Genomic DNA, 14,327 nt, shown 5'->3' with positions numbered 1-14,327 from the left:
CGGGCAGTCCACCTACGAGAGTGACGGTGAACTCGTCCCCGGGGAAACCGGCGCGCTGAAGCTCGACACCGAGGCCGACGCGGAGGTCGTCGTAGCGCTGGAGGCGCCCGATTCGGGCGCCGAGGACGAGGCCGACGAGGCTGCCGACGACTCGGTCGAGGGCGGCTCGGAGGACGGCGATTCCGAACTCGGGGACGACGAGGACGGGGCGGACGGAGAGCTCGACGTCGGCGGGCACGGGCTCGTGGACGCGCCGGGCGTACCCGGCGTGCCGGGGGACGTGGAGGCGCACGCCGACGGGGAGTTGGAGGACGGCGAGGTCGGCGGAGACACGGTCACCGAGGGGCTGGCCGGGTTCAGCGGCGGCGGGGTGCGGTGGTCGTGCCGGCCCGTGTCGCCGTGGTGGCGGCCGAACCAGTGCCCGTTGTGCGGGTCGTAGATCACGAAGATGTTGATGACCTGCGGTGCGGGCGTGACGACCACGACGTTCTGCGGCCGGTACGACGACCAGGTGTCGCCGGTCGGCTTCGGGGTGGTCTGCTGGGCGACGGGCGGGGAGAGCGGGTTGCCGCAGGCGCAGCGGACACGGGGCACGCCGTGGCTGTCGACGAGGACGGCGGTGCCGGCCTGGAGGACGGCCTGGTAGCTGGTCGCGGCGCCGTCGCGGTAGCCGTGGTTGGTGACGCGGGTGTCCATGCGCAGCTGTACGGGGGTCAGCGACCTCAGATAGGCGGGGACTCCGGCGGGCTGGACGCCGACGACGGACGCGAACGCCTTGTTCTTCGCCGGGTTCGCCTGAAGGGCCTTGATCTGCTTCTCCACGTCACAGCTGGCGACGTTCTGGGTGCCGCCGTAGAGGCCGGGGGCACCGCCGTCGACACCGCGCACGGCGTTCGCCGGTTCCGAGGCGGTCGGTGAGGAGGAGACGGGCAGGGCGGAACTCTCGCTCGCCGTGGACTCCGTGAACGGCTCCGGACCTGTCTTGGCCGCGGCCTGCAGAAAGACCTCGCCCTTGCTCGCGCTCTTGGTCGAGCCGCCGTCGGAGCGGGTGAAGACGAGGCCCAGCACCACGGCGGCCACCACGACCGCGGTGAGGATCGCGACGCGTGGCACCGACTTCCACCAGGGGCGGTGCGGCTCCGGCGCACCCGCGCCACCGCTGCCCGAGGGCTGCGAGGGCGGGCCCGAAGGCGGCTGGGAGGGTCCCGACAGCGGGCCGGAGGGCGGTCCGATGGGGCGGCCTGAAGACGGAGGTTCGACGCTCACGAGTTCTTCTTCCCGACGCGGTTTTCAGCGGCATTGGTCATGATTCATGCCGCTTTATCCACAACGAACCCATTGTGTGCTCCGGTCCCCGTCCGCCCGCAAGCCGACGCGGACGGCCCTCCCGGCGGGCGCGCTCCCCCGACGCTGCTTAGCGTGGCAGGCGTGACCCCCCAAACCCCCTCCGACCAGGCAATCGCCCGCCACGGCTGGGTCCAGGCCCTGAGCACGGTGCTGGCCGGGCTGCTCACCATGGGCGTGGTCGCCGCGCTGGGCCTGTGGGCGGCGGGCGCGACGGATCTCCCGGACGGCGCGTTCCCCCGGGTCGTCACGGCGACCGTGGTGACGGCCGTCGGCGGCACGGTGAAGCTCTCCGGAAACGCGGGCGCCCTCGCCGACACAAAGGCGGGCCTGACGGTCATCCCCCTCTCCGTGACCCTGGCCGGCGCCCTGGCCACCGCTGCCGCGTTCCTACGGCCCCTGCGGCACCGCGCGGTCGCCTCGGCCGCGGAGCTGGCGGGCTGGGCCGCCCGTATCGCCGTCCTGTGGCTGCTCGGCCTGATCGGACTGGCCCTCGGCGCGCGCCAGAAGTTCTCGATCTCCCTCGGCAGCGGGACTCTCGGCGACATCGGCGACCTGATCGGCGCCTCACCCGAGGTCGGTTTCGAGGCGGACGTACCGCAGACGGTGCTGTTCGGCCTGCTGTGGCTGGCCGGGGTACTGGTGCTGGCCCTCCTGGTGTCGCCGGGCGCACCGCTCCCGGCGGCGCTGCTGCGCTTCCACGCGTCCGTCCGCCCGGCCGCGTACGCCGTGGTGGCCCTGCTCCTGGCCTACGTCGCGCTCGGCGTCGTCGTCGCCCTGCTCACCGCGGCGACACGCGGGAACGTCACCCAGACCTTCGCCCTGATCCTGCTCGGCATGCCGAACCTCGTCTGGCTCACCCTCACGATCGGCCTGGGCGCCACCTGGAACGGCCGGGTCGACGGTCCCTTCGGCCTGCCCATGCCCCACCTCCTGGACGAGGTCCTGCGCACCCCGGACATCTCCACCCTCAACCTGCACTCCATCGCCGCCCTCGACGGCAGGGTGTGGTGGCTCCTGGTCGTGAACGCGGTCCTGCTCCTGTCCGCCGCGTTCCTGATGGCCGCCCGCTCCCCGGCCCACACCCGCGCCTGGCAGCACGCCGTCCACCTGGCGGTCGCCTTCGCCCTCGCGGTCCTGATGATCTGCCTCGTCGGCCGCATCTCCGCCCACTACGGCCTCTCCCTCCTAGGCATCGGCGACGTGGGCGGCGGCCTCTCCGGCGACCTCTTCCTGAAGCCCGAGCTGTGGTCGGCGGTGGGGCTCGCGGCACTCTGGGGACTGATCGCGGGCTTCCTGGGCGCACTGCTGGCCAAGCCGGTACGCCGCCACGGCGAGATCGAAATCCCCGAGCAGTCGAAGAGCCCGGCATGAGAGTGTGCGCCCAGCCGAGGAAAGGGCAGACATGGCGCTGACGCTCGAAGACCGCCTGGCCATCACGGAGTTGATCGCACTGCACGGCCACCTGGTCGACGAGGGCGAACTGGACCGTCTGGACGAGGTGTTCACCCCGGACGTCGAATACGACCTCACCGACTTCGCCCAGGGCACGGTCACCGGCCTCCCCGAACTCGTGGGCGCGTCCTTGGCGTTGGGAGATGGGAACCCCGTCGCCCATCACGTCACGAACGTGGTGATCGAGGACTCGACGGAGGGCGGAGTCCGGACCCGCTCAAAAGGCCTGGGCATCCGCACGGACGGCTCGTGCGGTTCGGTGACGTACGAGGACACGGTGGTGCGGACGGGGACCGGCTGGCGGATCTCCCATCGCAGGGTTTCGGCAAGACGGACACCGCTGACGCCGGGCACTACAGCGCCCCGATAGGGGCGCGGGGAACTGCGCGACCAGCCACAACGGACCCGCAGCCGAAGTACGTCAGTTACCGCCCCCTGAACACCGGCACAGCCCACGCCGGCGGCGCAACCACCCCCACATCCACCTCCGTCGCCACATGCCCGGAAACCCCACCCCGCAACTCCGTCACAAACGCCAGGCACGACTCGTACCGATCGTCCGGACTCTTCGCCAACGCCTTCGCGAACACGGCGTCGACATGCCCAGGCAGATCAGGACGGGACTCGGTGACCGCCGGAGGCATGTCGTACTGGTGCGCCCACAGCAGTGCCATGTCGTCGTCCCGCCGGAACGGCGGACGCCCCGCGAGGGTCTCGTAGGCGACGCAGGCGAGCCCGTACACGTCACAGCGCCCGTCGACAGGCCGCCCGGAGATCTGCTCGGGAGCCACGTAGTCGAGGGTCCCGACGAACTGCCCGACCGTCGTGAACCCGGTCAGCGAAAGGGACTTCTTCGTCAGACCGAAGTCGGTCAGATACACATGCTCGGGATGATCGTCATCGGTGCCGCGCGCCACGAGGATGTTGCCGGGCTTCACATCCCGGTGGACGAGCCCGTGTTCGTGCGCGGCGTCCAGCGCGGAAGCGACCTGGCCGACAATCCGCGTGGCCGCCGACAGCCCCAACGGGCCCGCCCGGTCCAGGAGATGGCGCAGGTCGCTGCCGGAGACGTAGCGCATGGCGATGTACAGGACGCCGTCCGTCTCGCCCGCCTCGAAGACCGGCACGATGTGCGGGTGGTCGATCGCGGCGGCGACCCGGGACTCGTGGGTGAAGCGTTTGCGGAAGGTGTCGTTGCGGGCGAGTTCCGGGGCGAGCAGTTTCAGGGCGACCGTGCGGTCCAGGCGCAGGTCGTGGGCGCGGTACACGACCGCCATGCCGCCGCGGCCGATCTCGTCCTCGATGCGGTAACCGGCGATCTGCCGGCCGATCAGCTCGGAGGGGCGCCCGGAGAAGAGGCTCGCGTCACGGACCATCGGGGCTCACGACCTGGGTGGGGGCGTGGCCGGGGTCGGCCGGTTCCGCGCGGGGTCCGTCGTCGGTGGCGTAGGTGCTGAGCCGGATGCCGTCGCTGTGGACCCAGCGTTCGTGGTCGGCGTCGTAGAGCCAGACAGAGGCGCCGTCGACGACCACCCCGATGCGCAGGCCCTTGGTGCGGGTCTCGAAGGACGCGCCGTCGAGGCCGCCGCCCGCGAGTTCCTCCACGGCGCTGCGGTAGCGGGCGAGGGCCTGTTCGGCGCGGGCGAGGAGCGGGCGCGGGTCGGCGGTACGGGCCTGCGGGGCGCCGGCGGCGGGCGGGTCCTGGGAGACGGAGATGAGGTGGCGGCCGTCGACCCAGGCGGACCAGCCGTTGGAGCACAGGGTGTGGGCCCAGTCGCCGCGCCGTTCGAGGAGCTGCACGGGGAGCAGCGCGTCGAGGGGCACGGTGGGGCGGGCGGGGTCCGGGGCCTCCCAGGCGGGCATCCCGTGTTCGGGGACGACATGCGTGGGCCGGAAGCCGGGGGTGGTCGTCATCGGGGCGCCCTATTTCCGCATCACGGCGGGTTCGTGCCGGCGCAGCAGCCGGGACACCAGGAAGCCGAAGAGCAGCGACAGCACGACCAGCATGCCCATGTTGAGCAGCCAGGCCCCCGCCGAGTGCCGGAACAGCGGATCGCCGGTCAGTTCGCCCGGCACGATGCGGGCCAGCCCGATGGTGCCGGCCATCCCGCCGAGCGCCCAGCGCGAGGGCACGAGCCAGGAGAGCTGTTCCAGGCCGGGTACGCCGTGCAGTTTCAACAGGGCGCCGCAGAACACCACTTGGACGATGGCGAGCAGCACGAGCAACGGCATCGTCACCTCCTCCTTGCGCACCAGCGCGGAGACCAGCAGGCCGAGCATCATCGCCGTGAACGCCAACAGGGCCACGGCCACGGTGATTTCGATCAGGGGCGGCATCAACACCCCTTTTCCACGGGGCGCGTTGAGATCGACGCCGAAGAGGCCGACCAGGGTGAGCACCACGGCCTGTGCCACGGTGATCGCGCCGAGCACGACGACCTTGGAAAGCAGATACGCCGATCTGGACAGGCCGACGGCTCTCTCGCGCCGGTAGATCGCGCGTTCCTTGACGAGTTCGCGCACGGCGTTGGCCGCGCCGGTCAGGACTCCGCCGACGCAGAGGATGAGCAGCGCGTTCATCGCCGTCTCCCGCGTCAGGGTGCTCCCGGCGAGCGCGCGGGCCATCGCGCCCATCACGAACGGCAGCGCGATCATGATGGCGAGGAAGGTCCGGTCGGCGGCGAGGGCGGCGGCGTAACGCCGTACGAGGGTGCCGAGTTGGGCGCTGCGGCTGCGGGGCCTGGGCGGTGGCGCCACTGCGACGGGACCCGAGCCGAGCAGATGGGGCTGCGCGGTGGAGTTGCGGATGTACTGGCGTTGGAAGGGGGATTCCCTGAACTCCCCCGCCCAGTCCCGGTCCTGATCCCGTTCGAAGGACTCGAAGGCCTCCGGCCAGTGCTCGAAGCCGAAGAACGCCAGGGCGTCCCCGGGCGGCCCGTAGTAGGCGACCCTACCGCCGGGCGCGAGCACCAGGAGGCGGTCGCAGACGTCGAGGCTGAGGACGCTGTGGGTGACGACGATGACGGTGCGGCCGTCGTCGGCGAGGCCGCGGAGCATGTGCATCACCGAGCGGTCCATGCCGGGGTCGAGGCCGGAGGTCGGTTCGTCGAGGAAGAGCAGCGACGGTTTGGTCAGCAGCTCCAGGGCCACGCTGACCCGCTTGCGCTGGCCGCCGGAGAGGCTGTGCACGGGCTGCTCGGCCCGCTGCTGGAGGCCCAGTTCGCGGACGACCTCCTCGACCCGGGCCTGCCGCTCGGCCTTCGCCGTGTCCTGCGGGAAGCGCAGTTCGGCCGCGTAGGACAGCGCGCTGTGCACGGTCAGCTGGGCGTGCAGGATGTCGTCCTGCGGGACCAGGCCGATGCGCTGGCGGAGTTCGGCGTAGTCGCGGTAGAGGTCACGGCCGTCGTAGAGGACGGTGCCGCGATCGGCGGGGCGCTGGCCGGTGAGCGCGTTGAGGAGGGTGGACTTGCCGGCGCCGCTGGGTCCGACGACGGCGAGCAGGCATTTCTCGCCGACCGGGAACGACACCTGGTCCAGGAGGACCTTGCGGCCGTGGTCGACGGCGACGGTGAGGTCCTGGACGTCGAGGGAGACCTCGCCGGTGTCGACGTACTCCTGCAGCTGGTCGCCGACGAGACAGAACGCGGAGTGGCCGATGCCGACGATGTCGCCCGGACCCATGGGGGCGCGGGTGACGGGCTGGCCGTTGAGGTAGGTGCCGTTGTGGCTGCCGACGTCGACGATCTCGTACGTCCCGTCCGGCATGGCCCGGAGTTCGGCGTGGCGGCGGGAGACGATCAGGTCGTCGACGACGAGGTCGTTGTCGGCGGCCCGGCCGATGCGGAGCATGGGGGTCCCCCCGCTCGAGCGAAGCCGAGAGTGGGGGAGGGCGGGGAGCGGCCGTACGGTGGTCGGCTGCCGGAAGGTGCCGGTGAAGGCGGGCATGGACACGGCCGAGGGGCGTTCCGGGGCCGGGGCGGGGCGGTCGGCGAGGGTGAAGCACGGGCCGTCGGCCGCGCTGCCGAAGCGGATCACGCTGCCGGGGCCGACGCCCCACTGCTGGACGCGGCGGCCGTCGGCGTAGGTGCCGTTCGTGCTGTGTTCGTCCTCCAGCGTCCAGTGGTCGGCATCGGGGCGCAGTACCGCGTGGTGCCAGGAGACCCGGGCGTCGTCGATGACGATGTCGCTCAGCGGGTCGCGGCCCACGTGGTAGTCGCGGCTGGGGGTCATGACCGTGGAGCCCGACTCCGTCTCCAGGAGGAGTTCGGGCGCGGTCGGCGCCATCGGACGCTCCGGCATGCCCCGAATTCTACCGATTCGTTCACCCGTGCGCCCGGCCAGCGGTCAGGGGTGCCCGACGGGCGACACGTGTCAGGCGACAGGGACGACGAGTGCGGGAACGGTCCGCTGCATACGGAGGGCGTCCACCGATTCGGCGAGCAGCTCGTACTCGGTGGTCTCGTCGCTGATGGCGATCTGCACCAGCCGGCCGGCCGCCAACTCGTAGGCGACCTGCTCCTGATGACCGACGTCTCGGGCCCAGGTGCGTAACGCCTTGGGCACGTCGGGCGCGGTGTCGGCGACCGGTACCAGCGCACCCCGGGGGAAGCGCGGGTTCTCCGGCTGCGGGTCGAGCCGGTCGGCCATCCACACCGCGCGGTCCCGTAACCACCACAGGGCGAGTGCCAGTGTGGGAGCGCGGTAGGTGCCCAGGGGCACACCGACGCGCTGTCCGCCGCAGGTACCGTACGCGGTGACATGGCACAGGAATTCGTCGTGCACGATCACTCCCCCGTCGCGTGTCTCGATTGCCGGTCGGGCCTCGCTTTCCATGCGGCTCTGGCTGGCGGCTCGGGTGGCTCAGGTGGTGCGCACGATGGCGGATTCGCATCGTGAAGTGGTGCCCTAGCAGACGAGTATGTTCACTCCTGAAACACTGTCACCACGACTTTTTAGCCAGTCTCTTGGCATATTCACAGCCTCTTATGGCCGAAAAGCTTCGGGATCCCTTTTGCGGTGTTCTCCGACCGCCATTACCCGAGGGGTAATCGACCTTCCGCGCGGCCCCCGGCATGGTGGAACCACCGGGTCGGCACGCATCGGGATCCGGGCCCTGACCAGTACGAACGACCTCGACGGAGGCTGATTCACCATGTCCGAGAACACCGATCGCTACGAGAATGCCGTCGCCCGCTACTTCGAGGCCTGGAACGCGGGCGAGCCGGAGGCGCTGACGAAGGCGGTGGCCGCCGCCTGGTCCGTCGAGGGTACTTATACCGACCCATTGGCGACAGTCACCGGCCACACGGAGATCGCCGGACTGATCGCCGGGGCGCACGCCCAGTTCCCGGGGTTCGCCTTCCGCCCCCTCGGGACGGTCGACGGGCACCACGACACCGCCCGCTTCTCCTGGGAGTTGGTGAGCGAGGCCGACGGCTCGGCCCCCGTCGCCGGCTTCGACGTGATCACCCTGGACGCGGACGGCCGTATCCGCTCCGTGCTCGGCTTCCTCGACCGGGTGCCCGGGGCCTGAGAGCCGGTGTCCGCGATGAGTTCTCCCGCCCGGGGTGGTCTTTCGTACGACAGGCCACTCCGAGCGGAGGACATCATGAGCCCCGGCACCCCGTTGAACGAGGAATTCACCGCCGTATTGATCAAAAGCCCGAACGACGCCGGCTGGACCTATCTCGTCTGGCCCGAGTCCGTCGCGTTCTTCGGCACTCGCGGTCTGGTGAAGGTGCGCGGCACGATCGACGGTCACCCTTTCCGCAGCTCCTTCATGGCTCTCGGGGACGGCACCCACAAACTGCCCGTGAAAGCCGATCTCCGCAAGGCCATCGCGAAAGGCGAGGGCGACCGGGTGACCGTACGGCTCGAAGAACGGCTCAGTTCCTAGCCAGGGCCTCTTCGCGGTACCGCCTCGGTGCCACCCCGACCGCGCGTTTGAAGGCGTTGCTGAAGGCGCTCTCGGAGGTGTAGCCGACGGACCGGGCGAGGGCGCCGACCGGGGCGGTGTCCTGGCGGAGGGCCCGGGCGGCGAGGTTCATGCGCCAGTTCAGCAGGTACGTCAGGGGCGGCACCCCGGCCGCCTCCTTGAACCGTACGGCGAACGTGGTGCGGGACATCGCCGCCGCCCGGGCCAGTTCCTCCAGCTGCCAGGGGTGGGCCGGGTCGCCGTGCATCAGGCGCAGCGCCGGGGCGAGCCGTTCGTCGGCGAGGGCGCGCAGCCAGCCGGGCGGCAGCCCGTCCGACTCGGCCAGGCACACTCGCAGCACCTGCACGAACATCAGCTGGGCGAGCTGCGCCGACACGAACTCGACGCCCGCCCGGCGGGTCCGCATCTCGGCCGCCAACTGCCCGATGAGCCACCGCAGTACACCGGCCTCGGGCGAGTCGGCCCGGACGTGGACCAGCTCCGGCAGCGCCCGGCGCAGCAGGTCGCCGCGGTCGCGGCTCAGGTCGATGTGCCCGGACACGCAGGCGACGTCCACCGCCTCGCCCTGCCCGAGGCGGCCCATCCGCGTCTCCGGGTCCATCACGACGTCGTCGGAATCGGTCGGCTCGACACCGGGCCGGCTGCACAACGTGTACGGCTGTCCGCCGTCGGAGATCACGACGTCCCCCTCGGCGAGCCGCAGGGGTTCGCCGCCGTCGTCCCGGACCAGCAGGCAGCCGCCCTGCACCACGGCGTTCACCTTCAGCCGGTCGCGTCCGCGCAGCTGGATGGCCCAGTCGCCGCCGGCCGTGAACCCGCCGGAGAACACGCTGCGGGCGTCGGCGACGGCGAGGGCGTCGGACAGGGGATCCACGGTCATGCTCGAACTATCACGCAAGTAATGCGGATTCTCAAGTATTCATCGTACGGATCCGGCTGCCTACGGTGGTCTCACCAGCTCAAGCTGACGAGGAGAGAGCAGAGATGACCACCACCGCACAGCAGCCCCTGAACTCCGGCTTCGGCGCCGCGTCCACCGCCGAGGAGGTGATCAAGGGCATCGACCTCACCGGCAAGGTCGCGATCGTCACGGGCGGCTACTCCGGGATCGGCCTGGAGACCGCCCGCGTGCTGCGCGCCGCGGGCGCCGAGATCGTCGTACCGGCGAGGGACGTGGAGCGGGCCCGGACGGCGCTGCAGGCCGTGCCCGGGGCCGAGGTCGAGTACCTGGACCTGTTGGACCCGGCGTCCATCGACACCTTCGCGGAGAAGTTCCTCGCCTCCGGGCGCCCGCTGCACCTCCTGGTGAACAACGCCGGGATCATGGCTACCCCGCTGGCCCGGGACGCACGCGGCTACGAGGCCCAGTTCGCCATCAACCACCTGGGGCACTTCCAGCTGACCACCCGGCTGTGGCCGGCGCTGGTCGCGGCGAAGGGCGCGCGAGTCGTCGTGCTCTCCTCGCGGGGCATCCGCTTCGCCGGTGTCGACTTCGACGACATCAACTTCGAGCACCGGACCTACGAGCCGTTCCTCGCCTACGGGCAGTCCAAGACGGCCAACGCCCTCTTCGCCGTCGAGGTGGACCGGCGCGGCAAGGAGCACGGCATCCGTGCCTTCGCCGTGCACCCGGGCCTGATCATCGACACCGGACTTGTCAAGCACATCGACCCGGCGATGCTCCAGGCCGCGGGCGCGCTCGACAGCGCGGGCGAGCCGATCCGCGACCCGGAGCGGCAGATGAAGACCGTTCAGCAGGGCGCGGCCACCACCGTCTGGGCCGCGACCAGCCCCCGGCTCGACGGTCTCGGCGGGGTCTACTGCGAGAACGTCGACATCACCCCGCTGGTGACCCCCGAGAACGAGGCCGCCTGGGCCACCGGGGACACGATCCCGGGGGTGCTCCCCCGCGCCGTGGACCCGGAGGCGGCGGCCCGTCTCTGGGAGGTCAGCGAGCGGCTTACGGCCTGACGATCGCGTCGATGCGGGCCAGTTCCTCGGCGTCGAAGTCCAGGTTGCGGGTGGCCGCGACGCTGTCCTCGATCTGCTGCGGGCTGCTCGCACCGACGAGGGCCGAGGTCACCCGCCCGCCGCGCAGCACCCAGGCCAGGGCGAGCTGGGCGAGGGTCTGACCGCGGCCCTTGGCGATGTCGTCGAGGGCGCGCAGCTGACCCACCAGGTCCTCGGTGACCGCGTCCGAGTTCAGGAACGGGCTGTCGCTCGCCGCCCGGGAGCCCTCCGGGATGCCGTCGAGGTAGCGGGAGCTGAGCAGCCCCTGCTCCAGCGGGGAGAACACGATGGAGCCGACCTGGAGCTCGTCGAGGGCGTCGAGCAGGCCCTCGTCCTCGGGGCGGCGGTCGAGCATCGAGTAGCGCGGCTGGTGGATGAGGAGCGGGGTGCCGAGGTCGCCGAGGATCCTGGCGGCCTCCCGGGTCTGCTCCGCCGAGTAGTTGGAGATGCCGACGTAGAGCGCCTTGCCCTGCTGGACCGCCGAGTGCAGGGCACCCATCGTCTCCTCGAGGGGAGTCTCCGGGTCGGGGCGGTGCGAGTAGAAGATGTCGACGTAGTCGAGGCCCATGCGCGTGAGGCTCTGGTCCAGCGAGGACAGCAGGTACTTGCGCGAACCCCACTCGCCGTAGGGGCCGGGCCACATCAGATAGCCGGCCTTGGTGGAGATCACCAGCTCGTCGCGGTACGACCCGAAGTCCGCCTTCAGCGCCTCGCCGAGGGCGGACTCGGCGGCGCCGGGCGGCGGGCCGTAGTTGTTGGCCAGGTCGAAGTGGCTGACGCCGAGGTCGAAGGCGCGGCGCAGGATGGCGCGCTGGGTGTCGACCGGGCGGTCGGGCCCGAAGTTGTGCCACAGGCCGAGCGAGATCGCGGGGAGTTTCAGACCGCTGCGTCCGGTGCGCCGGTAGGGCAGGTCCGCGTAACGGTCGGGGTGTGCGGTGTACAACGCGACTCCAGAGGGGTTGGCACACGGGATACCGGTTCCAGGGAACCGTCGTCCACTCTGTCCGACCTGCGGGCAGTGGTCCAACAGAAGAATCCGATGGAATTCAGCGGTTACGCTTCTCAATCATGGAGCTGCGTCATCTTCAGCATTTCATCGCCGTCGCCGAGGACCAGCACTTCACCCGGGCGGCGGAGCGGTTGATGGTGTCCCAGTCGGGTCTGTCGGCGTCGATCCGCGCCCTGGAGCGGGAGCTGCAGACCCCGCTGTTCGTGCGCACCACCCGCCGGGTCACGCTCACGGAGGCCGGCCGGGCCCTGCTCGGCGAGGCGGAACGGATCCTCGCTCAGGTGCGGTCGGCGCACGAGGCGGTGGCCGCGGTGCAGGGCGTGCTGCGCGGCACCCTCTCCCTGGGCACCGAGCAGTGCATCGCCGGGGTGCATGTGGCGGGGCTCCTCGCCGCGTTCCGGCGCCGGCATCCCGACGTGGAGATCCGGCTGCGTCAGGCGGGTTCCGGGGCGCTCGCGGAGGAGGTCGCGGCCGGGCGCCTCGACCTGGCCTTCGCCTACCGCACCCAGGCGGACACCGACCAGCTGCGCTCGGTGTCGCTGACCAGTGAGCCGATGACCGTGCTGTGCCATCCCAGCCACCGGCTCGCCCGGATCGGCGCGGCGGTGACTCCGGACGACCTGGGCGGCGAGGTCTTCGTCGACTTCCACCCGGACTGGGCCTCGCGCCGCACCACCGACGCCGTCTTCGCCGCGGCGGGCGTACGGCGGACGGTCGCGCTGGAGGTCAACGACGTGCACAGCCTCCTCGACCTGATCGACGAGAACCTCGGGATCGCGGTGGTCCCCCAGCACTTCCGTCACAAGCGCGAGCCCCTCACCGCCCTCCCCCTCAAGGGAACAGGCGAGGAGGTGTACGAGACGGTGGCCCTGCTCCCGCCCCCGCAGGCCACCAGCCCTGCGGCCCGCGCCCTGATGACCCTGCTGGAAACCGGGACTCCGGCCGCGTGAGCGACCACGATGCGCGAAGGTGGTCGTATGCATGCCAACGACATCCTCATTGACGCGTACGGCCGTATCCAGGAAGAAGTACACGCCGCGGTCGACGGCCTGACACCGGACCAGCTGCACGCGCGCGTGGCCGCCGACGCCAACTCCATCGCCTGGCTGATCTGGCATCTCACCCGGGTCCAGGACGACCATGTCGCCGACGCCGCCGGCCTCGACCAGGTGTGGCTCACCCAGGGCTGGGAGAAGCGCTTCGGACTCGATCTGCCGGCCCGGGACACCGGATACGGCCACACCTCCACGAAGGTCGGCAAGGTGCGCGTCGAGTCGGCCGGACAGCTGACCGGGTACTACGACGCCGTGCACGAGCAGACGCTGGAATATCTGCGCGGGCTCACCCCGGAGGACTACGAGCGGATCGTGGACGAGCGCTGGGACCCGCCGGTCAGTCTGGGCGTACGGCTGGTCAGCGTCCTGTCCGACGACCTGGAGCACGTCGGACAGGCCCAGTACGTACGGGGGCTGCTTCAGAGCGCGGAGGCGTAACCCGGCAGGACGACGTCCTCGATGAGGGCCTTGCGCTCGTCGTACGGGATGAACGCGCTCTTCAGGGCGTTCACCGTGACCGTGCGCAGGTCCTCGACCGTCCAGCCCGCCTCCTCGACCAGGAGGGACATCTCACGCGTCATCGTCGTACCGGACACCAGTCGGTTGTCGGTGTTCAGGGTGACGCGGAAGCCCAGGTCCTTCAGGGCGGTGATCGGGTGCCCGGCGATCGAAGTGGCCGCGCCCGTCTGGAGGTTGGAGGTCGGGCACATCTCCAGGGCGATACGGCGGTCACGGACCCAGCCCGCGAGGCGGCCGAGCTTGCCGTCGACGATGTCCTCGGTGATGCGGACGCCGTGGCCGATGCGCTGGGCGCCGCACACCTGGAGGGCCTGGTGGATGCTGGGCAGGCCGTGCGCCTCACCGGCGTGGATGGTGAACGGCACGCTCTCGCGGCGCAGGTGCTCGAAGGCTGCGAGGTGGTCGGCGGGCGGGAAACCGTCCTCGGCGCCGGCGATGTCGAAGCCGACGACACCGGCGTCCCGGAAGGCCACCGCGAGGTCGGCGGCCTCGCCGACCCGGTCGAACATCCTCATCCCGCACAGCAGCGTCCGCACCTGGACCGGGGTCCCGGCCGCCGCGGCCTTCGCCATACCGGCCGCGAGCCCCTCCTGCACCGTCTCGACGACCTCGCTCATCGTGAGGTCGCCGTTGGTGTTCAGCTCGGGGGCGTAGCGCACCTCGCCGTAGACGACGCCGTCGGCGGCGAGGTCGAGGACGTACTCCTCGGCGGCGCGCAGCAGTCCCTCGCGGTTCTGCAGCACGGCGAGGGTGTGCTCGAAGGTGGCGATGTAGCGCACCAGGTCACCGGAGTTGGCGGCGTCGAAGTACCACGCGGCGAGCTCGTCCGGGTCGGTGGTGGGCAGGGTGTGCCCGACCGTCTCCGCGAGCTCCACCACGGTGGCGGGGCGCAGGCCGCCGTCGAGGTGGTCGTGCAGCACGGCCTTGGGGAGCCGGCGGAGGGTGTCGGCGTCTATGCGCGTAGATGACATGTGGGGTCGTTCCTCGGTCGTTCGGTGAG

Annotated in this window: 15 protein-coding genes; 7 read left to right on the top strand and 8 right to left on the bottom strand. The window is 70.9% G+C overall.

Going from position 1 to position 14,327, the window contains the following annotated elements; translation table 11 throughout:
- Nucleotides 1-12 precede the first annotated feature (12 nt).
- Entirely contained in the window at nucleotides 13-1,266 is a 1,254-nt protein-coding gene (locus SSP08S_RS18765) for a DUF6777 domain-containing protein (RefSeq protein WP_174479395.1), read from the bottom strand.
- Between the two features lie 162 nt (nucleotides 1,267-1,428).
- On the opposite strand from SSP08S_RS18765, the gene SSP08S_RS18760 reads away from it, so the two are divergent.
- Complete coding sequence (locus SSP08S_RS18760; RefSeq protein WP_019069153.1) at nucleotides 1,429-2,718, top strand: streptophobe family protein; 1,290 nt, start codon at nucleotides 1,429-1,431, stop codon at nucleotides 2,716-2,718.
- Nucleotides 2,719-2,749: 31 nt separating this feature from the next.
- Nucleotides 2,750-3,169: a nuclear transport factor 2 family protein gene (locus SSP08S_RS18755; RefSeq protein WP_019069152.1), complete on the top strand. Its 420-nt coding sequence runs from the start codon at nucleotides 2,750-2,752 to the stop codon at nucleotides 3,167-3,169.
- A gap of 55 nt (nucleotides 3,170-3,224) precedes the next feature.
- On the opposite strand, the gene SSP08S_RS18750 is transcribed toward SSP08S_RS18755, so the two are convergent.
- The 4 genes from SSP08S_RS18750 to SSP08S_RS18735 form a co-directional block, all read right to left on the bottom strand.
- Nucleotides 3,225-4,175, bottom strand: coding sequence for a serine/threonine-protein kinase (locus tag SSP08S_RS18750; RefSeq protein ID WP_019069151.1), 951 nt, complete (start codon nucleotides 4,173-4,175; stop codon nucleotides 3,225-3,227).
- On the bottom strand, nucleotides 4,165-4,713 hold the full coding sequence (locus SSP08S_RS18745) for a hypothetical protein (RefSeq protein ID WP_019069150.1): 549 nt from the start codon (nucleotides 4,711-4,713) through the stop codon (nucleotides 4,165-4,167). The genes SSP08S_RS18750 and SSP08S_RS18745 overlap by 11 nt, the downstream gene beginning before the upstream one ends.
- A 9-nt stretch (nucleotides 4,714-4,722) precedes the next feature.
- The gene (locus tag SSP08S_RS18740) at nucleotides 4,723-7,098 is read right to left on the bottom strand and encodes an FHA domain-containing protein (RefSeq protein WP_026178619.1); all 2,376 of its coding nucleotides are present in this window, start codon (nucleotides 7,096-7,098) and stop codon (nucleotides 4,723-4,725) included.
- Nucleotides 7,099-7,170: 72 nt separating this feature from the next.
- On the bottom strand, nucleotides 7,171-7,581 hold the full coding sequence (locus SSP08S_RS18735) for a hypothetical protein (RefSeq protein ID WP_026178618.1): 411 nt from the start codon (nucleotides 7,579-7,581) through the stop codon (nucleotides 7,171-7,173).
- A 370-nt stretch (nucleotides 7,582-7,951) separates the two neighbouring features.
- On the opposite strand from SSP08S_RS18735, the gene SSP08S_RS18730 reads away from it, so the two are divergent.
- Nucleotides 7,952-8,332, top strand: coding sequence for a nuclear transport factor 2 family protein (locus tag SSP08S_RS18730; protein ID WP_019069147.1), 381 nt, complete (start codon nucleotides 7,952-7,954; stop codon nucleotides 8,330-8,332).
- Between the two features lie 75 nt (nucleotides 8,333-8,407).
- Nucleotides 8,408-8,695 carry a DUF1905 domain-containing protein gene (locus SSP08S_RS18725; RefSeq protein ID WP_019069146.1) on the top strand — a complete coding sequence of 96 codons (288 nt, stop codon included), beginning with the start codon at nucleotides 8,408-8,410 and terminating at the stop codon, nucleotides 8,693-8,695.
- Here SSP08S_RS18725 and SSP08S_RS18720 read toward each other — a convergent pair.
- A complete protein-coding gene (locus SSP08S_RS18720; RefSeq protein WP_019069145.1) occupies nucleotides 8,685-9,614 on the bottom strand; it encodes an AraC family transcriptional regulator in 930 nt (309 codons plus the stop codon). The two genes, SSP08S_RS18725 and SSP08S_RS18720, sit on opposite strands and share 11 nt — an antisense overlap.
- A gap of 104 nt (nucleotides 9,615-9,718) precedes the next feature.
- On the opposite strand from SSP08S_RS18720, the gene SSP08S_RS18715 reads away from it, so the two are divergent.
- Nucleotides 9,719-10,705, top strand: a complete 987-nt coding sequence (locus tag SSP08S_RS18715; RefSeq protein ID WP_019069144.1) for an oxidoreductase — start codon at nucleotides 9,719-9,721, stop codon at nucleotides 10,703-10,705.
- On the opposite strand, the gene SSP08S_RS18710 is transcribed toward SSP08S_RS18715, so the two are convergent.
- Nucleotides 10,695-11,687 (bottom strand): aldo/keto reductase, encoded by a 993-nt coding sequence (locus SSP08S_RS18710; RefSeq protein WP_019069143.1) that lies wholly within the window; start codon nucleotides 11,685-11,687, stop codon nucleotides 10,695-10,697. The genes SSP08S_RS18715 and SSP08S_RS18710 overlap by 11 nt on opposite strands.
- A 125-nt stretch (nucleotides 11,688-11,812) precedes the next feature.
- Here SSP08S_RS18710 and SSP08S_RS18705 point away from each other — a divergent pair, with 125 nt between their 5' ends.
- Nucleotides 11,813-12,703, top strand: a complete 891-nt coding sequence (locus tag SSP08S_RS18705; RefSeq protein WP_019069142.1) for a LysR family transcriptional regulator — start codon at nucleotides 11,813-11,815, stop codon at nucleotides 12,701-12,703.
- 27 nt (nucleotides 12,704-12,730) lie between these two features.
- Nucleotides 12,731-13,246 carry a mycothiol transferase gene (locus SSP08S_RS18700; RefSeq protein WP_019069141.1) on the top strand — a complete coding sequence of 172 codons (516 nt, stop codon included), beginning with the start codon at nucleotides 12,731-12,733 and terminating at the stop codon, nucleotides 13,244-13,246.
- Here SSP08S_RS18700 and SSP08S_RS18695 read toward each other — a convergent pair.
- Nucleotides 13,228-14,298 carry an adenosine deaminase gene (locus tag SSP08S_RS18695; protein ID WP_019069140.1) on the bottom strand — a complete coding sequence of 357 codons (1,071 nt, stop codon included), beginning with the start codon at nucleotides 14,296-14,298 and terminating at the stop codon, nucleotides 13,228-13,230. The two genes, SSP08S_RS18700 and SSP08S_RS18695, sit on opposite strands and share 19 nt — an antisense overlap.
- Nucleotides 14,299-14,327 lie beyond the last annotated feature (29 nt).

Origin of the sequence: Streptomyces hokutonensis (assembly GCF_000376565.1) — a bacterium.
GTDB lineage: Bacteria > Actinomycetota > Actinomycetes > Streptomycetales > Streptomycetaceae > Streptomyces > Streptomyces hokutonensis.
The sequence above is the reverse complement of the archived record's forward strand: the minus strand, read 5'-3'. Positions and strand labels throughout refer to the sequence as shown.

What these genes read in the sequence shown, in the direction of transcription:
- SSP08S_RS18755 (WP_019069152.1), top strand. Translation starts at nt 2,750, where the DNA reads ATGGCGCTGACGCTCGAAGACCGCCTGGCCATCACGGAGTTGATCGCA.
- SSP08S_RS18750 (WP_019069151.1), bottom strand. Translation starts at nt 4,175, where the DNA reads ATGGTCCGTGACGCGAGCCTCTTCTCCGGGCGCCCCTCCGAGCTGATC.
- SSP08S_RS18745 (WP_019069150.1), bottom strand. Translation starts at nt 4,713, where the DNA reads ATGACGACCACCCCCGGCTTCCGGCCCACGCATGTCGTCCCCGAACAC.
- SSP08S_RS18740 (WP_026178619.1), bottom strand. Translation starts at nt 7,098, where the DNA reads ATGCCGGAGCGTCCGATGGCGCCGACCGCGCCCGAACTCCTCCTGGAG.
- SSP08S_RS18730 (WP_019069147.1), top strand. Translation starts at nt 7,952, where the DNA reads ATGTCCGAGAACACCGATCGCTACGAGAATGCCGTCGCCCGCTACTTC.
- SSP08S_RS18725 (WP_019069146.1), top strand. Translation starts at nt 8,408, where the DNA reads ATGAGCCCCGGCACCCCGTTGAACGAGGAATTCACCGCCGTATTGATC.
- SSP08S_RS18720 (WP_019069145.1), bottom strand. Translation starts at nt 9,614, where the DNA reads ATGACCGTGGATCCCCTGTCCGACGCCCTCGCCGTCGCCGACGCCCGC.
- SSP08S_RS18715 (WP_019069144.1), top strand. Translation starts at nt 9,719, where the DNA reads ATGACCACCACCGCACAGCAGCCCCTGAACTCCGGCTTCGGCGCCGCG.
- SSP08S_RS18705 (WP_019069142.1), top strand. Translation starts at nt 11,813, where the DNA reads ATGGAGCTGCGTCATCTTCAGCATTTCATCGCCGTCGCCGAGGACCAG.
- SSP08S_RS18700 (WP_019069141.1), top strand. Translation starts at nt 12,731, where the DNA reads ATGCATGCCAACGACATCCTCATTGACGCGTACGGCCGTATCCAGGAA.
- SSP08S_RS18695 (WP_019069140.1), bottom strand. Translation starts at nt 14,298, where the DNA reads ATGTCATCTACGCGCATAGACGCCGACACCCTCCGCCGGCTCCCCAAG.